The sequence below is a fragment of the Pseudomonas sp. W3I7 genome, from assembly GCF_030816095.1.
Classification (GTDB): domain Bacteria; phylum Pseudomonadota; class Gammaproteobacteria; order Pseudomonadales; family Pseudomonadaceae; genus Aquipseudomonas; species Aquipseudomonas salomonii.
In genome coordinates this window covers 2438101-2460379 of record NZ_JAUSXP010000001.1, presented here as the reverse complement: position 1 = coordinate 2460379, position 22279 = coordinate 2438101, and the positions used below count along the sequence as shown (strand labels likewise).

Below are 22279 nucleotides of genomic sequence, written 5' to 3'. Positions count from 1 at the left end.
CGAGGCTTGTGCCGCCCAACAGGCACTGCTGGCCTGGGATATTTCCTAGGCGCCGAACCGCTGCAGTTGCATTTCTTGTAAACGGCTCAGGGTGCGCCGGAACGCAAACTCCAGATAACCCTCGGTGTAAAGGCTTGCCAAAGGCACCTGGGCCTCGATAAACAACGGCACCTTGCGGTCGTAGCACTCATCTACCAGTGCGATGAAGCGCCGCACACTGTCATCGTGCACCGACAACTCGGGCAACTCACGGTCACCGGCCACGACTCGCTGAACGCCGTCTTCGGTGCCACGGGCAATCCGGCCTGGGCGCTTTTGTGCGCTCAGGTTGGGCACTTCACCCAGCAGGATCGCCTTGTAGCGGTCACACAGCAGCATGAAATCCATTGCGGCCAAGGGCTGCTCGCACAAATCGGCGTACCGGCACCAGAGCACCGTATCGCTGGACTGCACCGCCACTATCGAACGGTACCCGACGCTGACCGCGCCGCTGCTGGTCACTTGGTCTTCACTTAACTGTTTGAACAGTGTGGCAAGCGCTTGCGGCTGATTGACCCAATAGCGCTGCAGCCCCACACCCGGATGCAAACGGTGATCTTCAGCGCCGTCTACCGCCACCACGTGCATATGCCGCTTGATGGCCTCGATGCCCGGCAGGAATCGCTCGCGGTTGAAGCCGCCCGCATACAGTTCGTCCGGCGGTTGGTTGGAGGTGCAGACCATGACCACGCCTTCCTCGAACATCACCTGGAACAGTCGACCGAGAATGATCGCATCACCAATGTCGTTGACGAACAGCTCGTCGAAACACAGCACGCGCACCTCCTGGCTGAGTTCCCGCGCCATAGCCTGCAAGGGGTCCTGGATGCCGCTGAGCTGGAAAGAACGCTGATGCACCCAGCCCATGAAGTGATGAAAATGCTGACGCCGCGCGGGAACGCGCAGGCGCTGATAGAACTGGTCCATCAGCCAGGTCTTGCCCCGGCCCACCGGCCCCCACAGGTATACCCCGGGAATCGGCGAGCGGCCTTGGTGCAAGGCCTCAAAGCAGGTTTGCAGGGCTTGTACCGCCCGGCGCTGGGCGTCGTCGGGCACGAAGCCCTGCTGGGCGATGGCGTGTTGGTAGGCGGCGAGCGGCGAGTCGAAAGTCATGCGTGCCAGTATGACTTACAGCGAGATATCCAGCCGTGAAATCTTGCCTTGCTCGTTCAGGCGGAAGGTATAGCGCAACTCCAGTGGGCTACCGGGGAAATTGCCCGAGACCCGGTTGCTGACCAATACCTTGCCGGTGCGATGCTGCACGTTGATCACTTCTACACGGGGCTGATAGCGCCGCCCGGTATCTTCGACCCAGCGGGCAATGGCTGTCGGACCGACCTGATGCTCGCCTTCATCGAACACATTGGCATCGTCGGCAAAACACTGGGCAATGGCTGAGGTGTCGCCGGTATTGGTCGCGGCCAGGTAGGCTGCAATGGCGGGGGCCAACGCTGGAAAAGACATGGCACAGCTCCTTTTTAGTGATTTATGGCGCCATGCTAAGCCAGCCCTGTGTCAGTTTTTGTCAGGAGTAAACGGTCCTGAATCATTGTGTTCCATCAACTTGCGCCAGCCGCGCAGCAGGTCGCTGCGCCGGCCAGGGTAACGCTCACCGTGGGCGTGAGCTGCGGCCACCCGGTCGGTGCGAAACGTACGATAGGCGCCACGCAACTCGCACCAGGCCACGATCACACGAACCTCATTGAGAAACCCCAATGCCAGCGGCCAAATCAGCCGCTGGCTCTGGGTTTGGCTGGCATCGGCGTAATCGACGTGCAGCTTGGCCTGATTGCGAATCGCCTCACGAAACACATTCAGCGGCACGCGGTTTTCCGGGTAGCCAAACCCCGGCGGCCCTGGCAGCAGCGTGGGATTACGCAAGGCTTCCTGCGCCGCCGGGTCGAGCACATCGGCAATTTTCGCCAAAGCATTGGCCGCCGCACGGCTGAGCACGTCATCGCCGCGCTGGTCCACATAGCGCAAGCCCAGCACGATGGCTTCAGTTTCTTCGGCGTTGAGCATCAATGGCGGCAAAAACAGTCCGCTACGCAACACATAACCCACCCCCGCCTCACCAAAAATCGGCGCGCCGAGTGCCGTCAGCTCGGCGATATCGCGGTACAGCGTGCGCTCGGACACTTCCAGTTGCGCAGCCAGTACGGCTGCGGTCACCGGGCGCTTCTTGCCCCGCAGGGCCTGCAACAAGGTGAGTAAACGAGTAGTGCGCGACACGTGGACCCCGCCGAAACAGCCAAAAGGCCGCAGCTTAGCAGAGCGCCCTGTCAGAAAACGTCAGCAGTAAAAAGTCTCTTGACCGAATAAATTACCAAGATCATATTAAATACATGTTTGAAGACATGTATAAACCTCAGCCTTTCTGGAGTCTCTGTATGCGCAATAAAGTCTTTGGCCGCCGCAGCGGTCTGCAAGTATCCGAACTGGCCTTGGGCACCGGCAATTTCGGCACGGGCTGGGGGCATGGCGCCGAGCGCGAAGAAGCCAAACAGATATTCGACGGCTACCTCGAAGCGGGCGGCAATTTCCTCGACACCGCCAACGGTTACCAGTTTGGCCAGGCCGAAAAGCTGCTGGGGGAATTTATCGCCACCGAGCGTCACAACCTGGTGGTTGCCACCAAGTACAGCCTGCGCACCCAGCCGTCCGACGAAGGCACGATCAAGCTCGGCAACAACCGCAAGAACATGGTGCGGGCCGTCGAAGAAAGCCTCAAACGCTTGAACACCGAGCACATCGACCTGCTCTGGGCGCATATGAGCGACAACGTCACGCCGATGGAAGAGATCCTGCGCGGTTTCGATGACCTGGTGCGCGCCGGCAAGATCCAGTATGCCGGCCTGTCGAACTTCCCGGCCTGGCGCATCGCCCGCGCCGACCTGCTGGCCGAAGTACGCAATTTCGCGCCGATCATTGGTGTACAGGTCGAATACAGCCTGGTCGAACGCAGCGCCGAACGTGAAGTACTGCCGATGGCCGAGGCCCTGGGCCTGGCCGCCACGCTGTGGTCACCGTTGGGCGGCGGCTTCCTCACCGGCAAATACCGCGAAAGCCTGGACGACAATCGCGCCAACAAACTGGGCATGCTGATCCATTCCGAACAAAGCGCGCGTGAAACGGCCGTGCTCGATACTTTGCTGGCGGTTGCCGGCGAATTGGAGGCAAGCCCCACCCACGTCGCCATCGCCTGGCTACGGGAAAAGGCCCGGCGTTCGACGACCGCGCTGATCCCGATCCTTGGCTCACGTACCCGTGCGCAGCTGGATGCCACGTTAGGCGCGCTAAACGTGCAACTGTCGAACGAGCAAGTCACCCGCCTGGACACTGCCGGCGCAATCCCATTGGGCGTTCCCCACGGGATTATCTCGGAGCGTTTCGCGCTCGACCATGGCGCAGACACACCGCGACCACCGGTTATTTGAGACAAAAAAAAGGCCTGTTCCGACTAATGCCAGCCAGTTAAGCGCTAGAACTGACAGCCATTAACCTGTGGCGAGGGAGCTTGCTCCCGCTGGGCCGGGCTGGCGCTCCAGCGCGAAGCGGCCCCTGCTCTTTGCTTTAAAAGCATGGGACTGCTACGCAGTCCAACGGGAGCAAGCTCCCTCGCCACAATTACCGGGTATGTCTTAACTGACTGGCATTAGCCTGTTCAGGCCGTTTTTATGCGCCCAGCTTACGCAAGGCTCTTGCTGACCACCTCGAACACATCGCTCGACAGCTCGCCCGAGGCACGAATGCGCTCCAGCTCCGCCTTCATCAGCGCCTGACGGGCGCTGTCGTATTTACGCCAGCGGGTCAGCGGCGCCAACTGGCGCGACGCGATCTGCGGGTTGAAGCCATTGAGCTGGATCACCAGGTCCGCCAGGAAGCGATAACCCGAGCCGTCCGCCGCATGGAAGTTGATCAGGTTCTGCCCGGCAAAGGCACCCACCAGTGCACGCACCTTGTTCGGATTCTTGATGTTGAAGGCAGAGTGCTCCATCAGCGCCTTGACCCGCGCCAACCCGCCCGGCAGGGTGCTGCCCGCCTGCACGCTGAACCACTGGTCCATCACCAACGGGTTGTCCTTGAAGTTCTCGGCAAACACCGCCAACGCCTGGGCTTTTTCCGCCTCGAACGGCGAGTTCACCAACACCGCCAATGCCGTGAGGCGCTCGGTCATGTTATCGCTGGTGTCGAACTGATCCAGGGTTGCGGCCAACACCTCAGGCTTGCCGCTGAGCATCAGGTACGACAGCGCGATGTTCTGCAAGACGCGTCGCGCAAAGTGCTCGGCCGCCGCCACGTAAGGCGTCTGCTTGGACAGCTCGCGATTGGCCTGGTAACGCAGCCATAGCGCTTCGAACAGGTTGTCGGCCAGTTGCTTGCGGGCGTACTCACGGGCGGCGTGGATAGCCTCCACATCCGCGACGTCGCTGATTTCCGTGAGGTAGGCCTCGCTTGGCAGCGAGAGCATTTCGGCGACCATGGCCTGGTCCAGGCTTTCGTCGCTCAAGACCGTGCGCAGTGCGTCGATCAGGCGCTGATCGAGCTTCAACGCCTGCCCCGCCTGATGCTGGGTGATCAGCTCCTGCAACACCTGCACCGACAATTGCTGGCCGGCATCCCAGCGGTTGAAACCATCGCTGTCATGCTGCATCAGGAACATCAGTTGGTCGCGGTTGTACGGGAAGCTCAGTTTCACCGGCGCCGAGAAGCCGCGCAGCAGCGAAGGCAACGGCTTTTCGGCGATATCGACGAAGGTGAAGGTCTGCTCGGCCTCAGTCACCGAAATCACCCGTGACGTGCCGCCAGCTGTCGCTTCACCGGCCAGGCGCAAAGCGATAGCGGCGCCCTGCCCGTCCAATAAGCCCAACTCTACCGGAATCACGAACGGCAGTTTCTCAACCTTGTCCGGGGTTTCCGGGCAGCTTTGACGGAACGTCAGGCTGTAGGTTTTGGCCGCGGCATCAAACGACTCGCTCACCGCCAGACGCGGCGTACCGGCCTGGCTGTACCAGCGTTTGAACTGGCTGAGGTCGGCGCCGTTGGCGTCTTCCATGGCCTTGATAAAGTCATCGCAGGTCACGGCCTGGCCGTCATGGCGCTCGAAGTACAGGTCGCTGCCTTTACGGAAACCTTCAGCGCCGAGCAAGGTGTGGATCATGCCGACCACTTCCGAGCCCTTTTCGTACACGGTCAGGGTGTAGAAGTTGGAGATCTCGATAAAGCTGTCCGGGCGTACCGCGTGGGCCATGGGGCCGGCGTCTTCAGCGAACTGATGGGTGCGCAGGTACGCCACGTCCTGAATACGCTTGACCGTGGCCGAGTTCATGTCGGCGGAGAAGCCCGAGTCCCGGAACACGGTGAAACCTTCCTTGAGCGACAGCTGGAACCAGTCGCGACAGGTGACGCGGTTGCCCGACCAGTTGTGGAAGTATTCATGGGCAACAATCGCCTCGACGCGCTGGTGCGCGGCGTCGGTGGCGGTTTCGGCGCGGGCCAGCACGGCGCTGGAGTTGAAGATATTGAGGCCCTTGTTCTCCATGGCGCCCATGTTGAAGTCATTCACGGCGACGATCATGAAGATATCGAGGTCATACTCGCGACCGTAGGTTTCTTCATCCCAGCGCATGGATTTTTTCAGGCTGGTCATGGCGTGCTGGCACTTGTCGATGTTTTCCGGCTCGACGTAGATGCGCAGCGCCACTTCGCGGTTGGTCATGGTGGTGAAGGTGTCTTCAACACACCACAAATCACCGGCCACCAGCGCAAACAGGTAGGCAGGCTTCTTGAACGGGTCTTCCCAGGTCGCCCAGTGGCGGCCGTCTTCGCCAGGGCCGCTGGCAATCGGGTTGCCGTTGGACAGCAGCACCGGGTAGCGGTGTTGCTCGGCGATCACCGTGGTGGTGAAGGTGCTCATTACGTCCGGGCGGTCGAGGTAGTACGTGATCTTGCGGAAACCTTCGGCCTCGCACTGGGTGCAGAACATGCCGCCGGATTTGTACAGGCCTTCGAGGGCGGTGTTGGTTTCCGGGTGGATACGCACGCTGGTGTCGACCGTGAAGGTTTCGCGGGTCGGGTGCAGGGTCAGGTGGCTGTCGGTCAACTGGTAGTCGGCCTCGCTCAGTGCCTTGTCACCCAGGTTGACGGTCAACAGCTCCAGCTGCTGGCCGTCGAGCACCAGCGGCGGCAGGCCGGCGCCGCGCTCGGGGTTGCGGCGCATCACCAGTTGCGCATGGACCAGGCTGTGGTCCTCGAACAACTCGAAGGTCAGGTGCGTCTCTTCGATCAGGTAGTCCGGCGCCTGATAGTCCTTCAGGTAAATCATCTTCGGTTGTTCGGTGCGCATGGATAGCATCCTTTTTACTGATGCACGGCGAGCTGGTAGGCCGTGTACTTACGAATGTTGATAACGCCGGTGTCGAAGATCAGGTATTGGCCCTTGATCCCCAGCAACGTGCCTTCGGCAATCGGGTTCTTGTCCAGGTTGAAGCTGACGATCTTGGCCGGGTATTGCTCGACCGGGTAACGGATTTCGATCGGCTCGATGTCGGTTACCGGTTGGATGGCCTGCAAGCCAAAGCGTTCCTGCAACCCCAGCAGGCCGTCGGCGCAGGTGGCGAACAGCTCATCGCGTACCTGCTTGAGGTCCACCGATTGCGCATCGCCCTTGAGTAAAGCACGCCAGTTGGTTTTATCGGCCACTTGGCTGCGAAACAGGTCTTCAACGAAACCGGATTGCTGACGGGTCGCCACGCGCATGATCGGCAGCGCCTGGCTGGCGCCCTGGTCGAGCCAGCGGGTCGGCAACTGGGTGGCACGGGTGATGCCGACCTTGATGCCCGACGAGTTGGCCAGGTACACCACGTGGTCGGTCATGCAAAATTGTTCGCCCCAGCCCGGATCACGGCAGGTGCCGGCGTCGTAATGGCAACGCTCGGGGCTCATGATGCACAGGTCACACTGGGCCAGTTTGGTCATGCACGGGTAGCAATAACCCTGGCTGAAACTGGTCTTGGTCTTGCGGCCGCAATGGCTGCAATGGATGGCACCGAGATACTCCAGGCGCACGTGGGTACCGATCAACGGGTTGACCGGCACCTCGGTGTCGCCCAGGCGAAACGCATATTGAACAGTCGGCTCACCGAGTTGCGCCGACATTTTGCTGACTGCACCGCGACCAATTTCAATCAATGGATCGCATCCGACTTGAACAGAATGTTCGGCACCGGCGCCGACTTCGACGCGCATTCCTGCGGGCCCATGTAGCCGGTGCGCTGCTCCTCGGGCAGGTTCTGGATTTCCCAGGCGATCACCGCTTGCAAGGACAGCTCGCGCTGCTCGGCGGTGAGCTTGCGGCCATCGGACCACTTGCCGATTTCCACGGCCAGCTTGAGGCTCTCGTAGATGTCCGGGGTGATGTTTTCGATCATTTCAGCAAAAGAGGACATAAGGCTCTTCCTTATCAAATAGAGGCTTTGCGGCGGTTGTACAACCCACCCAGCAAACCCGTCAGGCAACCGATGACCAAGCCGCTCAAGTGAGCCGCGTTGGCGATTTCGCCGAAACCGATCATCGAGATCAGCCCCGACATGCACAGCACCAGCCATATCAGCATCATCGCCAGCACGCCGCGCGGCAGGCGATAAGCCGGGTTGGGCGACAACAATTGGAAGATCCAGCAATGCCCGAGCAAGCCATACAACACGCCGGACAGGCCGCCAAACAGGCTCGGCCCGCCATAGGCGTATTGCGCGTAATTGGACACCAGGCTGAACAACAGCGTCAGGCCCAGCAGGTTGATACTGCCCTGGCGCACCTCGATACGACGGCCCAGCTCCCAGTACCACATGCCATTCATGGCCAGGTGCAGGATGCCGAAGTGGATCAGCATCGGCGTGACCAGCCGCCACCACTGCCCCGAGGCCATGGTCTCGGCAAACGGAGTGAACTGGATGTAGTCGCCCATCACGTGAAACGGCAGGAAGGTCAGCCAGCTCATGGTCTGCAGGTTTTCACCCAGCATGGTCACTGCGCCGACAATCATGCTCGCCAGCAGCACCAGCGCCGTAACCGGGCTGAAACGCACTTGCTGAACAAAGCTTGGCCGCTTGACCGGCGCCTGCTCGGGAATATCCAGTTGCTGGTCCGGGTCACCGGCGGGAAAGCGTTGATACAACACTTGCACGTCGGCGCTGATGTTCTCGGGCACCCACAACACTTGCTCGCCCGCATCGAAACTGACGCGATGGGGCACTTGCATGCGTTGCAGCAGTTTGACGAAACCGCCCAGGTCGACACTCAGCGGCAAGCGCAATACAGCTACGGTGCTCATACAATGACCTCTGGCCGCTCAACGTCGACCCATACAAATTTACCCGGATCCAGGCGGGTTTCCTGGTCCAGTCGATACGCCACCAGCTTGCCGTACAGCACCGCGCTGTAGTCCAGGCAGGCCAGGTTGTCGCGGATCGGCGCCGGCTTGCCGCTGCGCCAGTAATGCCCGACGAACAACAACGGTTCGTCGACGCCATAACGCAGCAGGGCATTTTTTTCGGTCGACGACAACGGCGTACGGGCCACCGGCTCCGGCAATGCATCGGGCTGGAACACGATGTCGCCGTAGGTTTTCGGGTCGTCTTCCCAGAACTTGGTGCGGAAAAATGAGCGCGTCAGGCCATCGCCACCCGTGAGCGTCAGGCCGTCCGGCAGGCGCATGTCGGTGCCGCGCAGCAGGCGGTCGAAGGCGTTGCAGGCAAAGCTGCCCGGCACGGCGGCGGCCTGCAAAAAGTGCTGGTCGATGCAACCGTCCGGGAAAGTGGCGCGCAGCGGCTGGATAAAGCCTTCGTCCCAGCACGCATGCACCACACGAAACCGCCCGGCGTCGACAAACAGCGGCATGTCGTAGAACCAGCCGAGAAAGTCGTGCCAGTCGGCCGGATGGTGTTCGAACTGGGTCAGGGTTTCGTGGATCAACCGCGCATGGCGTGGGTTGTGCTCGCGCACGAATTGCTTGCCACTGCCCGGCGGCGCCGGCGTGGTCCAGCCCAACGCATTGAACTCGTGGTTGCCCATGATGCACAGCGCCTGGCCGGCCTCGGTCATATCGTGGACGATATGCAGCGCCTCGCGGATGCGTGGCCCACGGTCGATGATATCGCCGAGGAACACCGCCATACGCGTCGGATGGCGCCAGGTTCCAGCCTGTTTGTGGTAGCCCAGCCGGTCGAGCAAGTGCTCAAGGGTATGAGCGCAACCGTGCACGTCACCGATCAGGTCATAGCTACGCGCGGGATCGAGCATCAGTCGCCTCCACCCCCCAAGCGGCTGCCCCAGCCCAGCTTGGTGCGGCACACTTCGTAGTAGTTGTGGTCCAGCGGGTGGATCAACCGCAACTTCTGTGCCTTTTTGCTCACGGTAATGGTGTCACCGGGGGCGCAGGTGAAATGGTTCTGCCCGTCGCAGGAGACTTGCGGGTAGATTTGCATGTCTTTGGATACCACGATTTTCAGCTCACTGTTGCCATCGACCACAATGGGCCGGCTGGACAACATATGGGGGTACATCGGCACGATCACAATGGCGTCGAGCTTGGGGTGCATGATCGGGCCACCGGCCGACAGCGCGTACGCAGTGGAGCCGGTCGGCGTGGCCACGATCAGGCCGTCGGCCTTCTGGCTGCACACGAACTGGCCGTCGATATACAGCTCGAACTCGATCATGCGCGTGGATTTGCCGGGGTGCAGCACCACGTCATTGAGCGCGTCGCCCTGGCCGATGGCCTCGCCGTGGCGGCGCACTTCGGCTTGCAGCAGGAAGCGGTTTTCCACCAGGTAATGGCCGTCGAGCACCTTGGCGACTTCGACTTCGAGGTCATCCGGGCGAATGTCGGTAAGAAACCCCAAACTGCCACGGTTGATCCCCAGCACCGGCACGTTGTGCCGCGCCAGGGCACGGGCGGCACCCAGCAGGCTGCCATCACCGCCGACCACAATGACCATGTCACACACTTCGCCGAGCATCTTGCGCGAGGAAGTTTGCAGGCCATGGCCAGGGAGGATTTCGGCGATGGTGTCTTCGAGGATCACATGCAGGTGGCGTTCCAGCAGGAACTTTTTCAGTCGGCGGACGGTGTCCAACACCTGGGTACTGCCCAGGCGACCGATAATGCCGATATTGCGAAATTGCTCCATGGGGCTCCTGCGGGATGTGGGGTCTGGCAAAAAGAACGATTATGGGCGAAAGGCCGCGTCAGGCAAAACCCTTTGTCGCCGCAGGGCCTTGATGACAATGGTTCTCAGCCACCCGTAAGTGCTCTAAAAGGCTATGCTCGGACCATGACTGTGTTCCCAGACCTGCTCAACCTGCCCCGCCAATTGCGCCACCCCGAGGTGCGCGACTTGGCGTGGGTGATGCTCGCCCCGCCGATGCTTGCGCAAACGCCCTGGCCGCAGCGCCATCCGCTGGCGGGCAGCGACTGGGTGCAAGCACCGCACCGGCTCGAACAGTGGCTGCGCACCCTCGACCAGGACAGCAGCGCCTTGCAGCACTGGCTCAGCCTGTCGCGCACGCGGCGCCTGGGCCTGTACTACGAACGCCTGTGGCAATTTGCGTTGCAGCATGCGCCGGGCGTGGAGTTGCTGGCCGCCAACCTGCCGATCCGCCGCGCCGGGCATACGCTGGGCGAGCTGGATATGCTGATACGCGACCGCGACGGCGTGCACCACCTGGAACTGGCGATCAAACTGTATTTGGGGCCGCAGGACGGCAACGGCCAGGACGCCGCGCAATGGCTGGGCCCCGGCTGTCATGACCGGCTGGACCGCAAGCTCGCGCACCTGGCTCAGCATCAATTGCCGATTTCGGCCCGCCCGGAAAGCCGCGAAGCCCTGGCGGCGCTGGATATTGTGCAGTTCGATGCACATTTGTGGCTGGGCGGGTATTTGCTCTATCCATGGCCCGGCACCGCCGAATCCCCACAAGGCGTCGATCCACGACACCTGCGCGGGCGCTGGTTGCATCAGCGTGACTGGCGCGATTTCGTCAGCCAAAGCCCGCCGGGGCGCTGGCAGCCCCTGCCTCGGCATGCCTGGCTGGCGCCGGCGCATTACCCGGCGGATCAAGTGTGGTGTGCCAACCAGATGCACGCCTGGCTGGCAGACCTGGACCCGATGGCACCGGCCCAGTTGCTGGTGCGACTGGTTCAAACAGGAGAAGACTGGGAAGAAGCCGAACGTGTGTTCCTCGTTGCAGACCTGTGGCCAAACGTCCCGGGGATTACTTGAGTTTCAAGTGGCGTGCATACCAGGGCCGTTTCGGCACCCGCTTGAACAATGCCTGCAATCCTTCGTCTTCGGCGAAGGTGATGCGCAGGGCCAGCTTCATGGTTTCCGGGTCCATCTCCATCGACCGCCCCATCTGCAGCCCCGGCGTGGTGCTGCAACCATGGGTGTCCGGCCCCAGCCATGGGTCAGCGACTTCCACCCAGCGCCCCTGGGCAAACCAGTTGACCCCATTGACTTCAAGCCGGCTGACCTCGCCCGGATTGAACCGCTCATGGGCGCGAAACCAGTCTTCGATGCGATCATCGATCCAGCCGTGAAAGTGCCAGAACACCGGGTTTACATGCGATGAGAACGGGTCGCCCAGGAAGTCGTTCTCTGGCGCGTACCAACGCGCGGCAAAGTCCGCCGGGTCACGGGCGAACGGCACCGGGGCACCGTTTGAAGGGTCGCGGGGCACCGAGGCCCAACGCATGTGCAACCAGTCGTGCAGGCCCAACTCCATCTCGGAACCCAACTGGCCCAAGGTCAGCTTGGCCAGGTAACGCGGGTCACGGTACTGCGACTCCCACACCTGGAAGTTGCTGTGGTAGGTCTCAGCCGCCTTGATATCGCTGACCCATTGGGTGTAATCGCTGTCATCGGGTGCCGACCAGCAAGGCGGCAGCGCAAAGCCGTCGTGGTTGTCGAAGTAGCGCAAAAACCCCAGGCGATCGCGCTCCAGCGCCGGCTGTGGCTCCGGGAATTGCGGCCAGGAAGGCAGGTCTTGCAGGGAGCGCGCAGTGCCGAGCATATGCCGGTGCATGAAAAAGAAGTCGATACCCGAACCGTTGCGGTCTTTGCGTTTGCCGCGCGCGTCGCGCTCCTGGCCGCGTGGGCCTGGTTGCCAGCCGATACCGCGCAGGGCATCGCGCTTTTCCTCGGACAGCTTGTGCCACTGGTCACGGGTGGCGTGCCACAGCTGGTGGAACAGGCGGTGCTCAGGCGCAATCAGCCAGGCCAACAAGGTCGGGTTAAGGCCGATACGCTGACGCGCTTCGGGGAACAGTTGCTTGTGGGCGATAAAGCGGTTGTCGCGCTCAGTCAAGGCCAGGGGGCGCTCAAGGTCGAGAATCTGCCCGCTCAGCGTGCTGCTGCCGGCATTGGCGAAGTCGGCCCAGACTTCATCGAGGGTCATCTTGAACTCATAGGCCGGTGCGCCCTGCGCGGCGTCGCGGTCGATCAGCCGCCAGTAGAGCACGGCGCCCTCGCCCGTCAGCAGATCACCGAGCACGCGATAGCGCGGCTCGCCCTCGGCACGCAGGTTTGCAGCGGTGTCCAGATAGCCGCGCAAGCCACGGCCGCGTGGGGCGATGTCGAGCAACAGCTCCAGGCCCTGCAGCGGCAAGCCTTCAAGGCCTGCATCGCGACCTTCCAGGCGCAGGCTCCACACACCACGCAAGGTATTGGCCAAGTGTTGCCCGGCGGTGTCGGCCAGGTCCACCGTAGCCTCGCCCGGCGTGATCGGGAATGCTTCACGCGTCAGCTCGCGGTGGGCATAAAGGGCCGCGGGCACGGCAGCGCCGGTCAGCGCCAGGCCTGCGATGAAGCCACGTCGAGAGAGGGTCATTGTCTACCTTAGGAAACAGCTTGATCAGAGCTAGAACGTTGACGGCCGCGAGAAATTTACCGGTGCCGCGCCCAGGCCTAAATTTCGCCGGCCATGGCTCGTTCCTCCCTGATAGCAAAGGCCTCAACTGACTGAGATGGCAATGACAAAACCACGTTCGAAGAAGGCGCTGTATATCGGCCTGCCGCTGGCACTGGCCATCGGCGCGGGGGCTGGTTTCCTGGTCTGGGATCACTGGTTCAAAGGCAATGCCGGCTACTCGCTGGAGGTGATCAAGCAGGCCAATGAAATGCAGGACCGCTTGTTGTCGTTCGACAGCCATATCACCGTGCCCATGGATTTCGGCACGGCCGGCAACGAAGCCGACAAGGATGGCAGCGGCCAGTTTGACCTGGCCAAGGCGGCACGCGGGCGCTTGTCGGGCGCGGCCCTGACGATTTTCGGCTGGCCGGAAATCTGGAATGGCCCCAACGCACCACACAAACCCACCGACGGCTTTGTCGAGGAGGCCCGTCACGAGCAGGAGGTGCGCTACAAGATCATCTCCGGCATGGTGCGCGACTTCCCCAACCAGGTCGGCATCGCCTACACCCCGGACGATATGCGGCGCCTGCATGGCGAAGGCAAGTTTGCGATCTTCATCAGCATGCTCAACGCCTACCCGCTGGGCGACGACCTCAACCAGCTGGACCTGTGGGCGGCACGCGGCATGCGCATGTTCGGTTTCAGCTATATCGGCAACAACGCCTGGTCCGACTCGTCGCGCCCGCTGCCGTTTTTCAATGACACCACCGACGCGCTTGAAGGGCTATCGCCCATCGGCCAACAAGCCGTGCACCGCCTCAATGACCTGGGCGTGATCATCGATGTGTCGCAGATGTCGACCAAGGCGCTGGAGCAAATCGCGCAATTGAGCCGCACACCCATGATTGCCTCGCACTCGGCACCGCGTGCCTCGGTGGACATCCCGCGCAACCTCAGCGACAAAGAACTGCAACTGATCAAAAACAGCGGCGGCGTGGTGCAGGTGGTGGGCTTCCCGGCCTATTTGCGCCCGCTGAGCCAACCCACCCAGGACAAGCTCAATACCTTGCGTGCGCGCTTCGATTTGCCGCCGCTGCCCAACCTGGCCATGGCCTTGATGCCCGGTGACGCCATCATCGCCGCCTGGTCCGAGCAAAAGTTCGGCCAGTACGCCCAAGGGCTGTACGCCATTCTTGAGGAAGAACCCAAGGCCACCCTCAAGGACTGGGGCGATGCCATTGACTACACCGTGCGCAAGATCGGCATCGACCACGTCGGCATCGCCTCCGACTTCAACGACGGCGGCGGCATCCAGGGCTGGGAGAACGTTGGCGAAGTGCGCAATGTCACCGCCGAACTGATCCAGCGCGGCTACTCCGAGGCCGACATCGCCAAGCTGTGGGGAGGCAACTTCCTGCGGGTGTGGGACCAGGTACAAAAAGCCGCCAAGCCGTTGGCCAACCGCTAATTACCCAGAAGCCAGTCCATGACCGACCGCCGTACATTCCTCAAGCAGGCCGGGGTACTCGCCGCCAGCCTGCCTTTGGGCAGCGCATTGCTCGCGCACGCCCAGGCAGCCCCGCAGGCGCCTGCCATCAACGACCCATGGACGGGTTTCAAACAGCTGTTCACCCAAGACCCGGACTACCTGCATTTTTCCAACTTCCTGGTGACCTCCCACCCACGCCCCGTGCGCGAAGCCATTGAGCGCTACCGCCAGCAGATCGACCGCAACCCCGGCCTGGCCATGGACTGGGGCCTGGAAGAAACCTGGAAACGTGAAGGCCAGGTGCGCGAATGGGCCGGACGCTACCTGAACGCCCAGCCCGCGCAGATCGCGCTCACCGGCAGCACCTCCGAAGGCCTGGCGATGATCTACGGCGGAATCAAGCTGCGCCCCGACCAGGAAATCCTCACCACCGAACACGAGCACTACGCCACCCAGAACGTGCTGGATTTTCGCGTCGCGCGCCAAGGCACCCAGGTGCGGCGCATCCGCCTGTTCGAGCAGGCCAGCCAAGTCTCCAGTGACGAGGTGCTGGGCAACATCAAGCGCGCGATTCGCCCCACTACCCGCGTACTGGGCATGACCTGGGTGCAGTCCGGCAGCGGCGTGAAGCTGCCGATCGGCGAAATCGGCACGCTGATGGAGGAACTCAATCGCAACCGTGACGACAATGACCGCATCCTGTATGTGGTCGACGGCGTACACGGTTTTGGCGTGGAAAACCTCGACTTCCCGGCCATGCACTGCGACTTTTTTATCGCCGGCACGCACAAATGGATGTTCGGCCCACGCGGCACCGGACTGGTCTGCGCCCGCGATGCCGAAAACAAATACGTCACGCCCATGGTGCCGACCTTCTCCGAAGACACCAGCTTTGCCACCACCATGACGCCCGGCGGCTATCACGCCTTTGAGCATCGCTGGGCGGCGGACGAGGCCTTCAAGCTGCACCTGCAACTGGGCAAGACACAGGTTGAGGCGCGCATCCATGCACTCAACAGCGAACTCAAAACCCAGTTGCTGGCGCATCCGCAGATCGAACTGGTGACGCCGCGCAGCAGCGACCTGTCGGCGGGCTTTACCTTCTTTCGGGTCAAGGACCAGGACAGCGAAGCGGTCGTCGCCCATATGCTGAAAAACCGCGTGGTGATCGATGCCGTCGACCGTGACGTTGGCCCGGTGATCCGCACTTCCCCCGGTTTGCTTAACAACACGGACGAAATCCAGCAGTTCATGACCCTGTTGAGCCAACGCCTGTGATGCCCACTTTTTCCTTTGAACGAGATGCCCCCATGAATCCATCCCGACTCAAACCCCTGACCGCCCTGGCGCTGACGGCCCTGTGCGCGGCATGGCTGCCCAACCTGGCGCAAGCCGCCACGCCACAACCCGGCAAAGTGTTCAAGGACTGCAAGGACTGCCCGGAAATGGTGGTGCTGCCCGCCGGCACTTTCACCATGGGCACGCCGGAAGACGAAGTCGGCCGCGAGCCCGATGAAGGCCCGATGCACGACGTGACCTTCGCCAAACCCTTTGCCATGAGCCGCTTCCACATCACCGCCGGCGAGTGGGACAGCTATATCCGCCAGACCGGCGTCAAGATTGCCGACGGCGACACCCGCCCCGGCCGCGAATGCATCGCCAGCAAGCCCCGCTACCCGCAAGGCCCACGCCAGCCGGCGGTGTGCATGGACATGGACGACATCAAAAATTATGTCGCCTGGCTGTCGAAAAAAACCGGGCAGAAGTACCACATGGTCAGCGAAGCCCAGCGCGAATACGCCGCCCGCGCCGGCTCCACCGGGCCGTTCCCCTTCCCGTTCGATGAGGGCAAGGGCTACAGCATCGCCCAGCACGCCAACACCTACGGCCCGGCAGATGGCTACAGTTATTCCTCACCGGTGGGCAGCTACCCGCCGAATGCATTTGGCATGTACGACATGCACGGCAATGTGTATGAGCGGGTGGCCGACTGCGAGCACCCCAACTATATCGGCGCCCCTACCGACGGCAGCGCCTGGATGGAGCCCAACTGCGAGGGCTACCAGATTCGCGGCAATGACTGGGGCGAAGCGCCGGTGTTCTCACGCTCGGGCAACCGCAACACCATCTACCCGCAAACGCGCGGGGACTGGATTGGATTCCGGGTAGTGCGCGACCTCTAAGCAGCTCCCACAGAAAAGCAGATTTTCAGTGCATGTAAATCCGCAGCCGACCTCATATTCAGAACTGTATGCGGTCAACTGTGGGAGCGGGCTTGCTCGCGAATGCGGTGGGTCAGTTACAGATGAATTGACTGGCACACCGCCTTCGCGAGCAAGCCCGCTCCCACATTTAGACTGTGTTGCATCAGGTAGATAGGCTTTGGCTTTGCACTTGATCTGGCTTTTGATTCAACCACTCAGGTCGGCTTTCAGGCCGCCGTGCTCTGCTTTTGATCTTGCTTTTGTTCTGAGGCGCCCCGTCAACCACGCTGGCCGAACGCAGGCTTGAATCCGTGGGTAACCCGGCAGGACGCCGGGTTAGCCGTGACCGCAGCAACGGATATACACACCTACAAACGGCCACAGCAGGCAAGCCAGCTCCCACATTTAGTTTTGCATCAGGCCTGCTGGGCCAACAACTCCAACCCTTCATGCAACGCCGGGAACAGGCTGTTGTTGAAGTTGTTCCAGCGCAATTCGAGGATGGTGTCCTCAGGCGAAATCTCGGTTTTCAGCACGTCGTGGAACACTTCGCCAGAATCAATGCCGTTGTCCACGTAATGGAACGAAGCGCCGGTAAGGTACAGCGGTTCGCAGGCCTTGGTTTCTTTGGTCGCCCAATCCACCACCGTCTGCCCGCGCGCGCCGTACAAGGCATTCCAGGTGGCATAGGCACCACGGCGCTCGTAAGGCGATTCAATGCGGGTAATGCCTGGGTGGATGTTCATGATCCGCCGCGCAAACGGCGCACCGGGCCGCACCAGCTCATCGAGGATTACCAGCAGGCCGTCCAGCACCACGATGTCAGCCTTCAACTCCACCAGGGTATCGTGCAGGCGACGTTCGAAATCCTGTTTGCCGGCGATGTGTTCCGCGCTGCCACGCGGCAGGCGGCGATAGGTGGACGGCACGCTCAGCAGCAGGTCATTGACCAGCTTGCCCTGCACCGTCAGGTCTGCCGGGTAGAGCCACTGGCGACCCGGCTGGTAGGCAAAGCCATAGTCAGCGACCAACTGCTGGTCCCGTGGGTTGTGCTCGTCATCGTCGTACACCACGCCGACCAGGTTGTAGGCCTGGCCCAACGGTGTGTCGTTCAGCGACCCCACCAGAAACTCCAGCACCGACTTCATATAGCGCTCGTGGTCCTTGTAGGCCACCGGCTGGCCGGCCTTGTCGGCGGCAGCGTTTCTCAGGGACCAGACATACACCAGATTCTTTTTCGTCATTGTTTCGCTCTCGCTGGATAGATCAGGCACGCGCCAATACGCGTGCGCCTACACAACAAGAACGAACCAGCCTGTTGGCAATTTATCGACCCGCTCCACCGCCCGGCATGCCGCGCTAAATAGTCGCCCCGGCACTTCGTTTGTCATGGGTAAGGGTCTGTGTGCCCAGCCCCCTCTTTTTCACTTTCCGGGAAGTATTTATGACCGACCCCAAGCGCGGCGCCTTTAACGGTTTGCTCGAATTGCTCAGGCCTTTTCGCACCATCGTGAGCGTCTCTGTCGCGCTGGGCATGGCCGGCGGCCTGGCCATCACGTTGCTGCTGGCGACTATCAATAACGCCCTGCACTCTTCCACCGGCATGACCCAGGGCGTGGTCTTGACCTTTGCCGCGCTGTGCCTGCTGGCGCTGACCAGTTCGATCGTCTCGGATATCGGCACCAACTATGTGGGCCAACGAATCATTGCCGCCCTGCGCAAGGATCTCGGCGAAAAAGTGCTGTCGGCGCCCATCGAGCAGATTGAACGCTACCGCTCGCACCGCCTGATCCCGGTGCTGACTCACGACGTCGACACCATCAGCGATTTCTCCTTCGCGTTTACCCCATTGGCCATCGCCAGCACGGTAACCCTGGGTTGCCTGGGTTACCTGGCCTACCTGTCAGTGCCGATGTTCCTGATGATGATCGTCGCCATTGTGATCGGCAGCAGCGTCCAATTCATCGCCGGCCACAAAGGTATTCGCGGCTTCGACGCCGCCCGTGACCTGGAAGACGAACTGCAGCGCTACTATTCGGCGATTGCCTCCGGCGCCAAGGAGCTGCGCATCCACCGGCCACGGCGCTACCGGATGAACACCCACCGCATCCAGGAAACCGCTGACCGGATCAGCGACATCCAGGTGCGCTCGGTCAACATCTACATCGTGGCCAAAACCTTTGGCTCGATGCTGTTCTTTGTGGTCATCGGCCTGGCCCTGGCCATGCAAGCCTACAACCCCAACCCGGACCCGGCGGTGATCACCGGTTTCGTGTTGGTGTTGCTGTACATGAAAGGCCCGCTCGAACATGTGATCGGTTACCTGCCGATCATCGGCAAGGCCGGCATTGCCTTTGCGCGCATCACCGAGCTGTCGGATCGCTTCTCGTCCCCCGAGCCGCATTTGTTGATGGACGGCAGCGAAGCCCCCACACCGGTGGTCAACAGCGTTGAACTGCGTGGCGTCACCTACAGCCCGCCGCCGGTCGAGGGCAGCGAGCCGTTTCATCTGGGGCCGATCAACTTGAGCATCAAGCAGGGCGATATCGTGTTTATCGTCGGCGAGAACGGCTGCGGCAAGACCACGCTGATCAAACTGTTACTGGGCCTGTATCAACCCGACGCGGGGGAAATCCGCCTGAACGGCGAAACCGTGACCGACCCGGTGCGCGATGACTACCGCCAATTGTTCACCACGGTGTTCGCCGACTATTACCTGTTCGACGACCTGGTCCAGGGCAGCGCAACACAATCGCTGGACAGCGCCGCCAAATACCTGGAGCGCCTGGAAATCGCGCACAAAGTCAGCGTCAAGGACGGCGTGTTCAGCACCACCGACCTCTCCACCGGGCAGCGCAAGCGCCTGGCGCTGGTCAATGCCTGGCTCGAAGAACGCCCAGTGCTGGTGTTTGACGAATGGGCCGCCGACCAGGACCCGGCCTTCCGCCGCGTGTTCTACACCGAGCTGCTGCCCGACCTCAAACGCCTGGGCAAAACCATCATCGTGATCAGCCACGACGACCGCTATTTCGACATCGCCGACCAACTGGTGCGCCTGCGAGCGGGCAAGGTCGTGCACGAGATGGAACCGGCCTGAAGTTTTTTTTCCGGTTTTTACGGATAGGAACGTCTCACTAGTGGTAATGAGAATTGACCTCAATAAACACTAAAAGCTGCCCACTTAAAACATAGAAGAGAATGCATCCATGCCAGCAACGTTCGGTCTGAGTCCCTTGAGCAAGGCACTCTCCATGCGCCGCCTCTTGAATACCCCTCTGCTGCCAAGCGCGATTGCCCTGGCACTGGCACTGCCGGTCGCAGGTTATGTGCAGGCGCAGGAGGTCGAATTGAATGTACCCGCACAGCCGCTGGGGAGCGCGCTTCAGGAGTTCGGTCGCCAAACCAACTTGCAGGTGCTCTACAGCCCGACCGACGTCGAAGGCAAACGCAGCCACGCGATCAAAGGCAAGTTGCAACCCGGCCAGGCCATGACCACCTTGCTGTCCGGGACGGGCATCAGCTATGACCTGCAGGGCAGCTCATTCACCATCAGCGCGGCGAAAACGTCGGCACTGGAACTGGGCGCAACCCAGGTGACCGCCAACCAGTTGGGCACCATCACCGAAGGCTCCGGCTCCTACACCCCCGGCACAATTGCCACCGCAACCCGCTTGGTGCTTAGCCCACGCGAAACGCCGCAGTCGATTTCGGTGGTGACCCGCCAGGCCATGGACGACTTCAGCCTCAAGTCGATCGACGACGTGATGCGCCACACACCGGGCATTACCGTTGCCGCCTACGACAGCGAGCGTACCAGCTACTTCTCTCGCGGCTTCGCCATTCAGAACTTCCAGTACGACGGTATTCCGATCCTGCAGGATGCCCAGTACTCGTCCGGCCACACCTTGACCGACACCGTTATCTACGACCGCGTCGAGATTCTCAAGGGCGCCACCGGCCTGTTGACCGGCGCCGGCGGCCCGGGCGGCACCATCAATATGGTGCGTAAAAAACCCACCTCGGAATTCAAAGGCTATGTCAATCTGGGCGCGGGTTCCTGGGACAACTACCGCTCCGAAATCGACGTCAGCGGCCCGCTGACCGAGACCGGCAACGTGCGTGGCCGAGCTGTTGCGGCGTACCAGGATAAACATTCGTTCCTCGATCACTACCAACGCCAGACCAACGTCTACTACGGCATTCTCGAGTTCGACCTGGCACCGGATACGTTGCTGACCGTCGGTGGCGACTATCAGGACAGCGACCCGCAGGGCTCCAGCTGGTCCGGTTCGGCCTCACTCTTTGACTCCGCCGGTAACCGCATCAGTACACCACGCTCCTTCAACAACGGCGCCAAGTACAGCAAGTGGAAACAGTACACCCGCACCGCCTTCGCCACCCTGGAACACACGTTCGACAACGGCTGGGTCGGCAAGGCGCAGTACAACCACCAGATCAACGGCTACAAAGCCCCGCTGTCGGCCCTGCAGTCACCCAATGCCGAAACGGGCAAGGCACCGCTGCTGACCCGTACCTACAACGGTGAAACCACCAGCGACACGGGTGACCTCTACGCCACCGGGCCGTTCAGCCTGTTCGGGCGCGAGCACGAACTGGTGGTCGGCACTTCGGTCTCGCGTTCGCGCTGGCTGGGCAGCGACTACACCAACGCCACCAACTACGACAACAGCCACGACTACTTCAACTGGGACGGCGACGCCCCCAAGCCGGACCGTGGTCCTCGAACCAAAAAGAACGACGAGTTGACGCGCCAGAGCGCCAGCTACATCACCGGGCGCTTCAGCCTCGCGGATGATTTGCACCTGATCCTCGGCACTCGGGTCAACAACTACGAAGTCAGCGGCACCAGCCAGGTCAAGGACACCGGCAAGGTAGTGCCATACGCCGGCATCACCTATGACCTTAACGACAACTTCTCGGCCTATGCCAGCTTCACCGAAATCTACCTGCCACAGGACGACTACCGCGACCGCAACGACAAACCGCTGGAACCGGATGAAGGCAAGAACTACGAGATCGGCCTCAAAGGAGAATTCTTCGATGGCCGCCTGAACTCGAGCCTGGCCTACTTCGAGGTTCACGAGAAAAACCGCCCCATCGACGACACCGATTACATCCCCAACAGCCACCCTGGGCTGGATTACGCCTCCAAGGGCACCGAAGCCAAAACCAAAGGCTATGAAGCGGAAATCTCCGGCGAGCTGGCGCCGGGCTGGCAGTTGCAGGCAGGCTATACCCACAAAATCATACGCGACAAACAGGGTGAGAAACTCTCCACCTGGGAACCGGAAGATCAGGTCAATATCTACACCAGCTACAAGCTGACCGGCCCACTGGACAAACTGACCCTGGGCACCGGCGTGCGCTGGCAGGGCACTGGCTGGAAACTGCTGAACAACTATGCCAAAGGCACTGAGGAAAACTTCTCCCAGGACCCACTGTGGATCGTCGACGCGATGGCCCGTTACCAGGTGACCGAGAACGTATCGGCGACCCTCAACGTCAACAACATCTTCGACAAGAAGTACTACACCAACATCGGCTTCTACAACTCGGCTTATTACGGCGACCCGCGTAACGTCATGCTCAGCACCCGCTGGAACTTCTGATCCAG

General features: G+C 61.4%; 18 protein-coding genes. 7 read left to right on the top strand and 11 right to left on the bottom strand.

The window, feature by feature from the left end:
- Positions 1-45: 45 nt before the first annotated feature.
- Genes zapE through QF043_RS11355 form a run of 3 tightly spaced genes read right to left on the bottom strand, consistent with a single transcriptional unit; the run spans position 46 to position 2271 of the window.
- Positions 46-1152, bottom strand: a complete 1107-nt coding sequence (gene zapE / locus QF043_RS11365) for a cell division protein ZapE (RefSeq protein ID WP_307418540.1) — start codon at positions 1150-1152, stop codon at positions 46-48.
- 15 nt (positions 1153-1167) lie between these two features.
- The gene (locus tag QF043_RS11360; RefSeq protein ID WP_305453821.1) at positions 1168-1503 is read right to left on the bottom strand and encodes a nuclear transport factor 2 family protein; all 336 of its coding nucleotides are present in this window, start codon (positions 1501-1503) and stop codon (positions 1168-1170) included.
- 51 nt (positions 1504-1554) lie between these two features.
- On the bottom strand, positions 1555-2271 hold the full coding sequence (locus tag QF043_RS11355; RefSeq protein WP_307418539.1) for a YafY family protein: 717 nt from the start codon (positions 2269-2271) through the stop codon (positions 1555-1557).
- Positions 2272-2429: 158 nt separating this feature from the next.
- Here QF043_RS11355 and QF043_RS11350 point away from each other — a divergent pair, with 158 nt between their 5' ends.
- Positions 2430-3476: an aldo/keto reductase gene (locus QF043_RS11350; RefSeq protein ID WP_307418538.1), complete on the top strand. Its 1047-nt coding sequence runs from the start codon at positions 2430-2432 to the stop codon at positions 3474-3476.
- Between the two features lie 251 nt (positions 3477-3727).
- Here QF043_RS11350 and pepN read toward each other — a convergent pair whose 3' ends face one another.
- Genes pepN through QF043_RS11320 form a run of 6 tightly spaced genes read right to left on the bottom strand, consistent with a single transcriptional unit; the run spans position 3728 to position 10229 of the window.
- Positions 3728-6385, bottom strand: a complete 2658-nt coding sequence (pepN, locus tag QF043_RS11345) for an aminopeptidase N (protein ID WP_307418537.1) — start codon at positions 6383-6385, stop codon at positions 3728-3730.
- A gap of 14 nt (positions 6386-6399) precedes the next feature.
- A complete protein-coding gene (locus tag QF043_RS11340; protein ID WP_056860307.1) occupies positions 6400-7230 on the bottom strand; it encodes a DUF2797 domain-containing protein in 831 nt (276 codons plus the stop codon).
- Entirely contained in the window at positions 7227-7487 is a 261-nt protein-coding gene (locus QF043_RS11335) for a YeaC family protein (RefSeq protein WP_017138108.1), read from the bottom strand. The genes QF043_RS11340 and QF043_RS11335 overlap by 4 nt, the downstream gene beginning before the upstream one ends.
- 14 nt (positions 7488-7501) lie before the next feature.
- Positions 7502-8371, bottom strand: coding sequence for a rhomboid family intramembrane serine protease (locus tag QF043_RS11330; protein WP_307418536.1), 870 nt, complete (start codon positions 8369-8371; stop codon positions 7502-7504).
- A complete protein-coding gene (locus QF043_RS11325; protein WP_307418535.1) occupies positions 8368-9339 on the bottom strand; it encodes a metallophosphoesterase in 972 nt (323 codons plus the stop codon). The genes QF043_RS11330 and QF043_RS11325 overlap by 4 nt, the downstream gene beginning before the upstream one ends.
- Positions 9339-10229: an NAD(+) kinase gene (locus tag QF043_RS11320; RefSeq protein ID WP_010210870.1), complete on the bottom strand. Its 891-nt coding sequence runs from the start codon at positions 10227-10229 to the stop codon at positions 9339-9341. The genes QF043_RS11325 and QF043_RS11320 overlap by 1 nt, the downstream gene beginning before the upstream one ends.
- A gap of 144 nt (positions 10230-10373) precedes the next feature.
- Here QF043_RS11320 and QF043_RS11315 point away from each other — a divergent pair, with 144 nt between their 5' ends.
- Complete coding sequence (locus QF043_RS11315) at positions 10374-11321, top strand: DUF1853 family protein (RefSeq protein ID WP_307418534.1); 948 nt, start codon at positions 10374-10376, stop codon at positions 11319-11321.
- Here the strand turns inward: QF043_RS11315 and QF043_RS11310 are convergent.
- Positions 11314-12927, bottom strand: coding sequence for a twin-arginine translocation signal domain-containing protein (locus QF043_RS11310; RefSeq protein WP_307418533.1), 1614 nt, complete (start codon positions 12925-12927; stop codon positions 11314-11316). The genes QF043_RS11315 and QF043_RS11310 overlap by 8 nt on opposite strands.
- 142 nt (positions 12928-13069) lie before the next feature.
- On the opposite strand from QF043_RS11310, the gene pvdM reads away from it, so the two are divergent.
- The 3 genes from pvdM to QF043_RS11295 are packed head-to-tail and all read left to right on the top strand — an operon-like array spanning position 13070 to position 16623.
- Positions 13070-14419 (top strand): pyoverdine-tailoring dipeptidase-like protein PvdM, encoded by a 1350-nt coding sequence (gene pvdM / locus QF043_RS11305; RefSeq protein ID WP_307418532.1) that lies wholly within the window; start codon positions 13070-13072, stop codon positions 14417-14419.
- Positions 14420-14437: 18 nt separating this feature from the next.
- Positions 14438-15718: an aminotransferase class V-fold PLP-dependent enzyme gene (locus tag QF043_RS11300; RefSeq protein ID WP_307418531.1), complete on the top strand. Its 1281-nt coding sequence runs from the start codon at positions 14438-14440 to the stop codon at positions 15716-15718.
- Positions 15719-15750: 32 nt separating this feature from the next.
- Complete coding sequence (locus QF043_RS11295; RefSeq protein ID WP_307418530.1) at positions 15751-16623, top strand: formylglycine-generating enzyme family protein; 873 nt, start codon at positions 15751-15753, stop codon at positions 16621-16623.
- 437 nt (positions 16624-17060) lie between these two features.
- Here QF043_RS11295 and QF043_RS11290 read toward each other — a convergent pair whose 3' ends face one another.
- Positions 17061-17888 (bottom strand): N(5)-hydroxyornithine transformylase PvdF, encoded by an 828-nt coding sequence (locus QF043_RS11290; protein ID WP_307418529.1) that lies wholly within the window; start codon positions 17886-17888, stop codon positions 17061-17063.
- A gap of 200 nt (positions 17889-18088) precedes the next feature.
- Between QF043_RS11290 and QF043_RS11285 the strand changes: the two genes are divergently transcribed.
- Together QF043_RS11285 and QF043_RS11280 are read left to right on the top strand one after the other, a co-directional pair.
- Positions 18089-19741, top strand: a complete 1653-nt coding sequence (locus QF043_RS11285; RefSeq protein ID WP_307418528.1) for a cyclic peptide export ABC transporter — start codon at positions 18089-18091, stop codon at positions 19739-19741.
- Positions 19742-19895: 154 nt separating this feature from the next.
- Entirely contained in the window at positions 19896-22274 is a 2379-nt protein-coding gene (locus QF043_RS11280) for a TonB-dependent siderophore receptor (protein ID WP_307418527.1), read from the top strand.
- Positions 22275-22279 lie beyond the last annotated feature (5 nt).

Coding starts and splice junctions, on each gene's coding strand:
- QF043_RS11310 (WP_307418533.1), bottom strand. CDS start 12,927: ATGACCCTCTCTCGACGTGGCTTCATCGCAGGCCTGGCGCTGACCGGC.
- QF043_RS11320 (WP_010210870.1), bottom strand. CDS start 10,229: ATGGAGCAATTTCGCAATATCGGCATTATCGGTCGCCTGGGCAGTACC.
- pepN (WP_307418537.1), bottom strand. CDS start 6,385: ATGCGCACCGAACAACCGAAGATGATTTACCTGAAGGACTATCAGGCG.
- QF043_RS11285 (WP_307418528.1), top strand. CDS start 18,089: ATGACCGACCCCAAGCGCGGCGCCTTTAACGGTTTGCTCGAATTGCTC.
- QF043_RS11330 (WP_307418536.1), bottom strand. CDS start 8,371: ATGAGCACCGTAGCTGTATTGCGCTTGCCGCTGAGTGTCGACCTGGGC.
- QF043_RS11295 (WP_307418530.1), top strand. CDS start 15,751: ATGAATCCATCCCGACTCAAACCCCTGACCGCCCTGGCGCTGACGGCC.
- QF043_RS11325 (WP_307418535.1), bottom strand. CDS start 9,339: ATGCTCGATCCCGCGCGTAGCTATGACCTGATCGGTGACGTGCACGGT.
- QF043_RS11300 (WP_307418531.1), top strand. CDS start 14,438: ATGACCGACCGCCGTACATTCCTCAAGCAGGCCGGGGTACTCGCCGCC.
- zapE (WP_307418540.1), bottom strand. CDS start 1,152: ATGACTTTCGACTCGCCGCTCGCCGCCTACCAACACGCCATCGCCCAG.
- QF043_RS11290 (WP_307418529.1), bottom strand. CDS start 17,888: ATGACGAAAAAGAATCTGGTGTATGTCTGGTCCCTGAGAAACGCTGCC.
- QF043_RS11280 (WP_307418527.1), top strand. CDS start 19,896: ATGCGCCGCCTCTTGAATACCCCTCTGCTGCCAAGCGCGATTGCCCTG.
- QF043_RS11350 (WP_307418538.1), top strand. CDS start 2,430: ATGCGCAATAAAGTCTTTGGCCGCCGCAGCGGTCTGCAAGTATCCGAA.
- pvdM (WP_307418532.1), top strand. CDS start 13,070: ATGACAAAACCACGTTCGAAGAAGGCGCTGTATATCGGCCTGCCGCTG.
- QF043_RS11315 (WP_307418534.1), top strand. CDS start 10,374: ATGACTGTGTTCCCAGACCTGCTCAACCTGCCCCGCCAATTGCGCCAC.
- QF043_RS11360 (WP_305453821.1), bottom strand. CDS start 1,503: ATGTCTTTTCCAGCGTTGGCCCCCGCCATTGCAGCCTACCTGGCCGCG.
- QF043_RS11335 (WP_017138108.1), bottom strand. CDS start 7,487: ATGTCCTCTTTTGCTGAAATGATCGAAAACATCACCCCGGACATCTAC.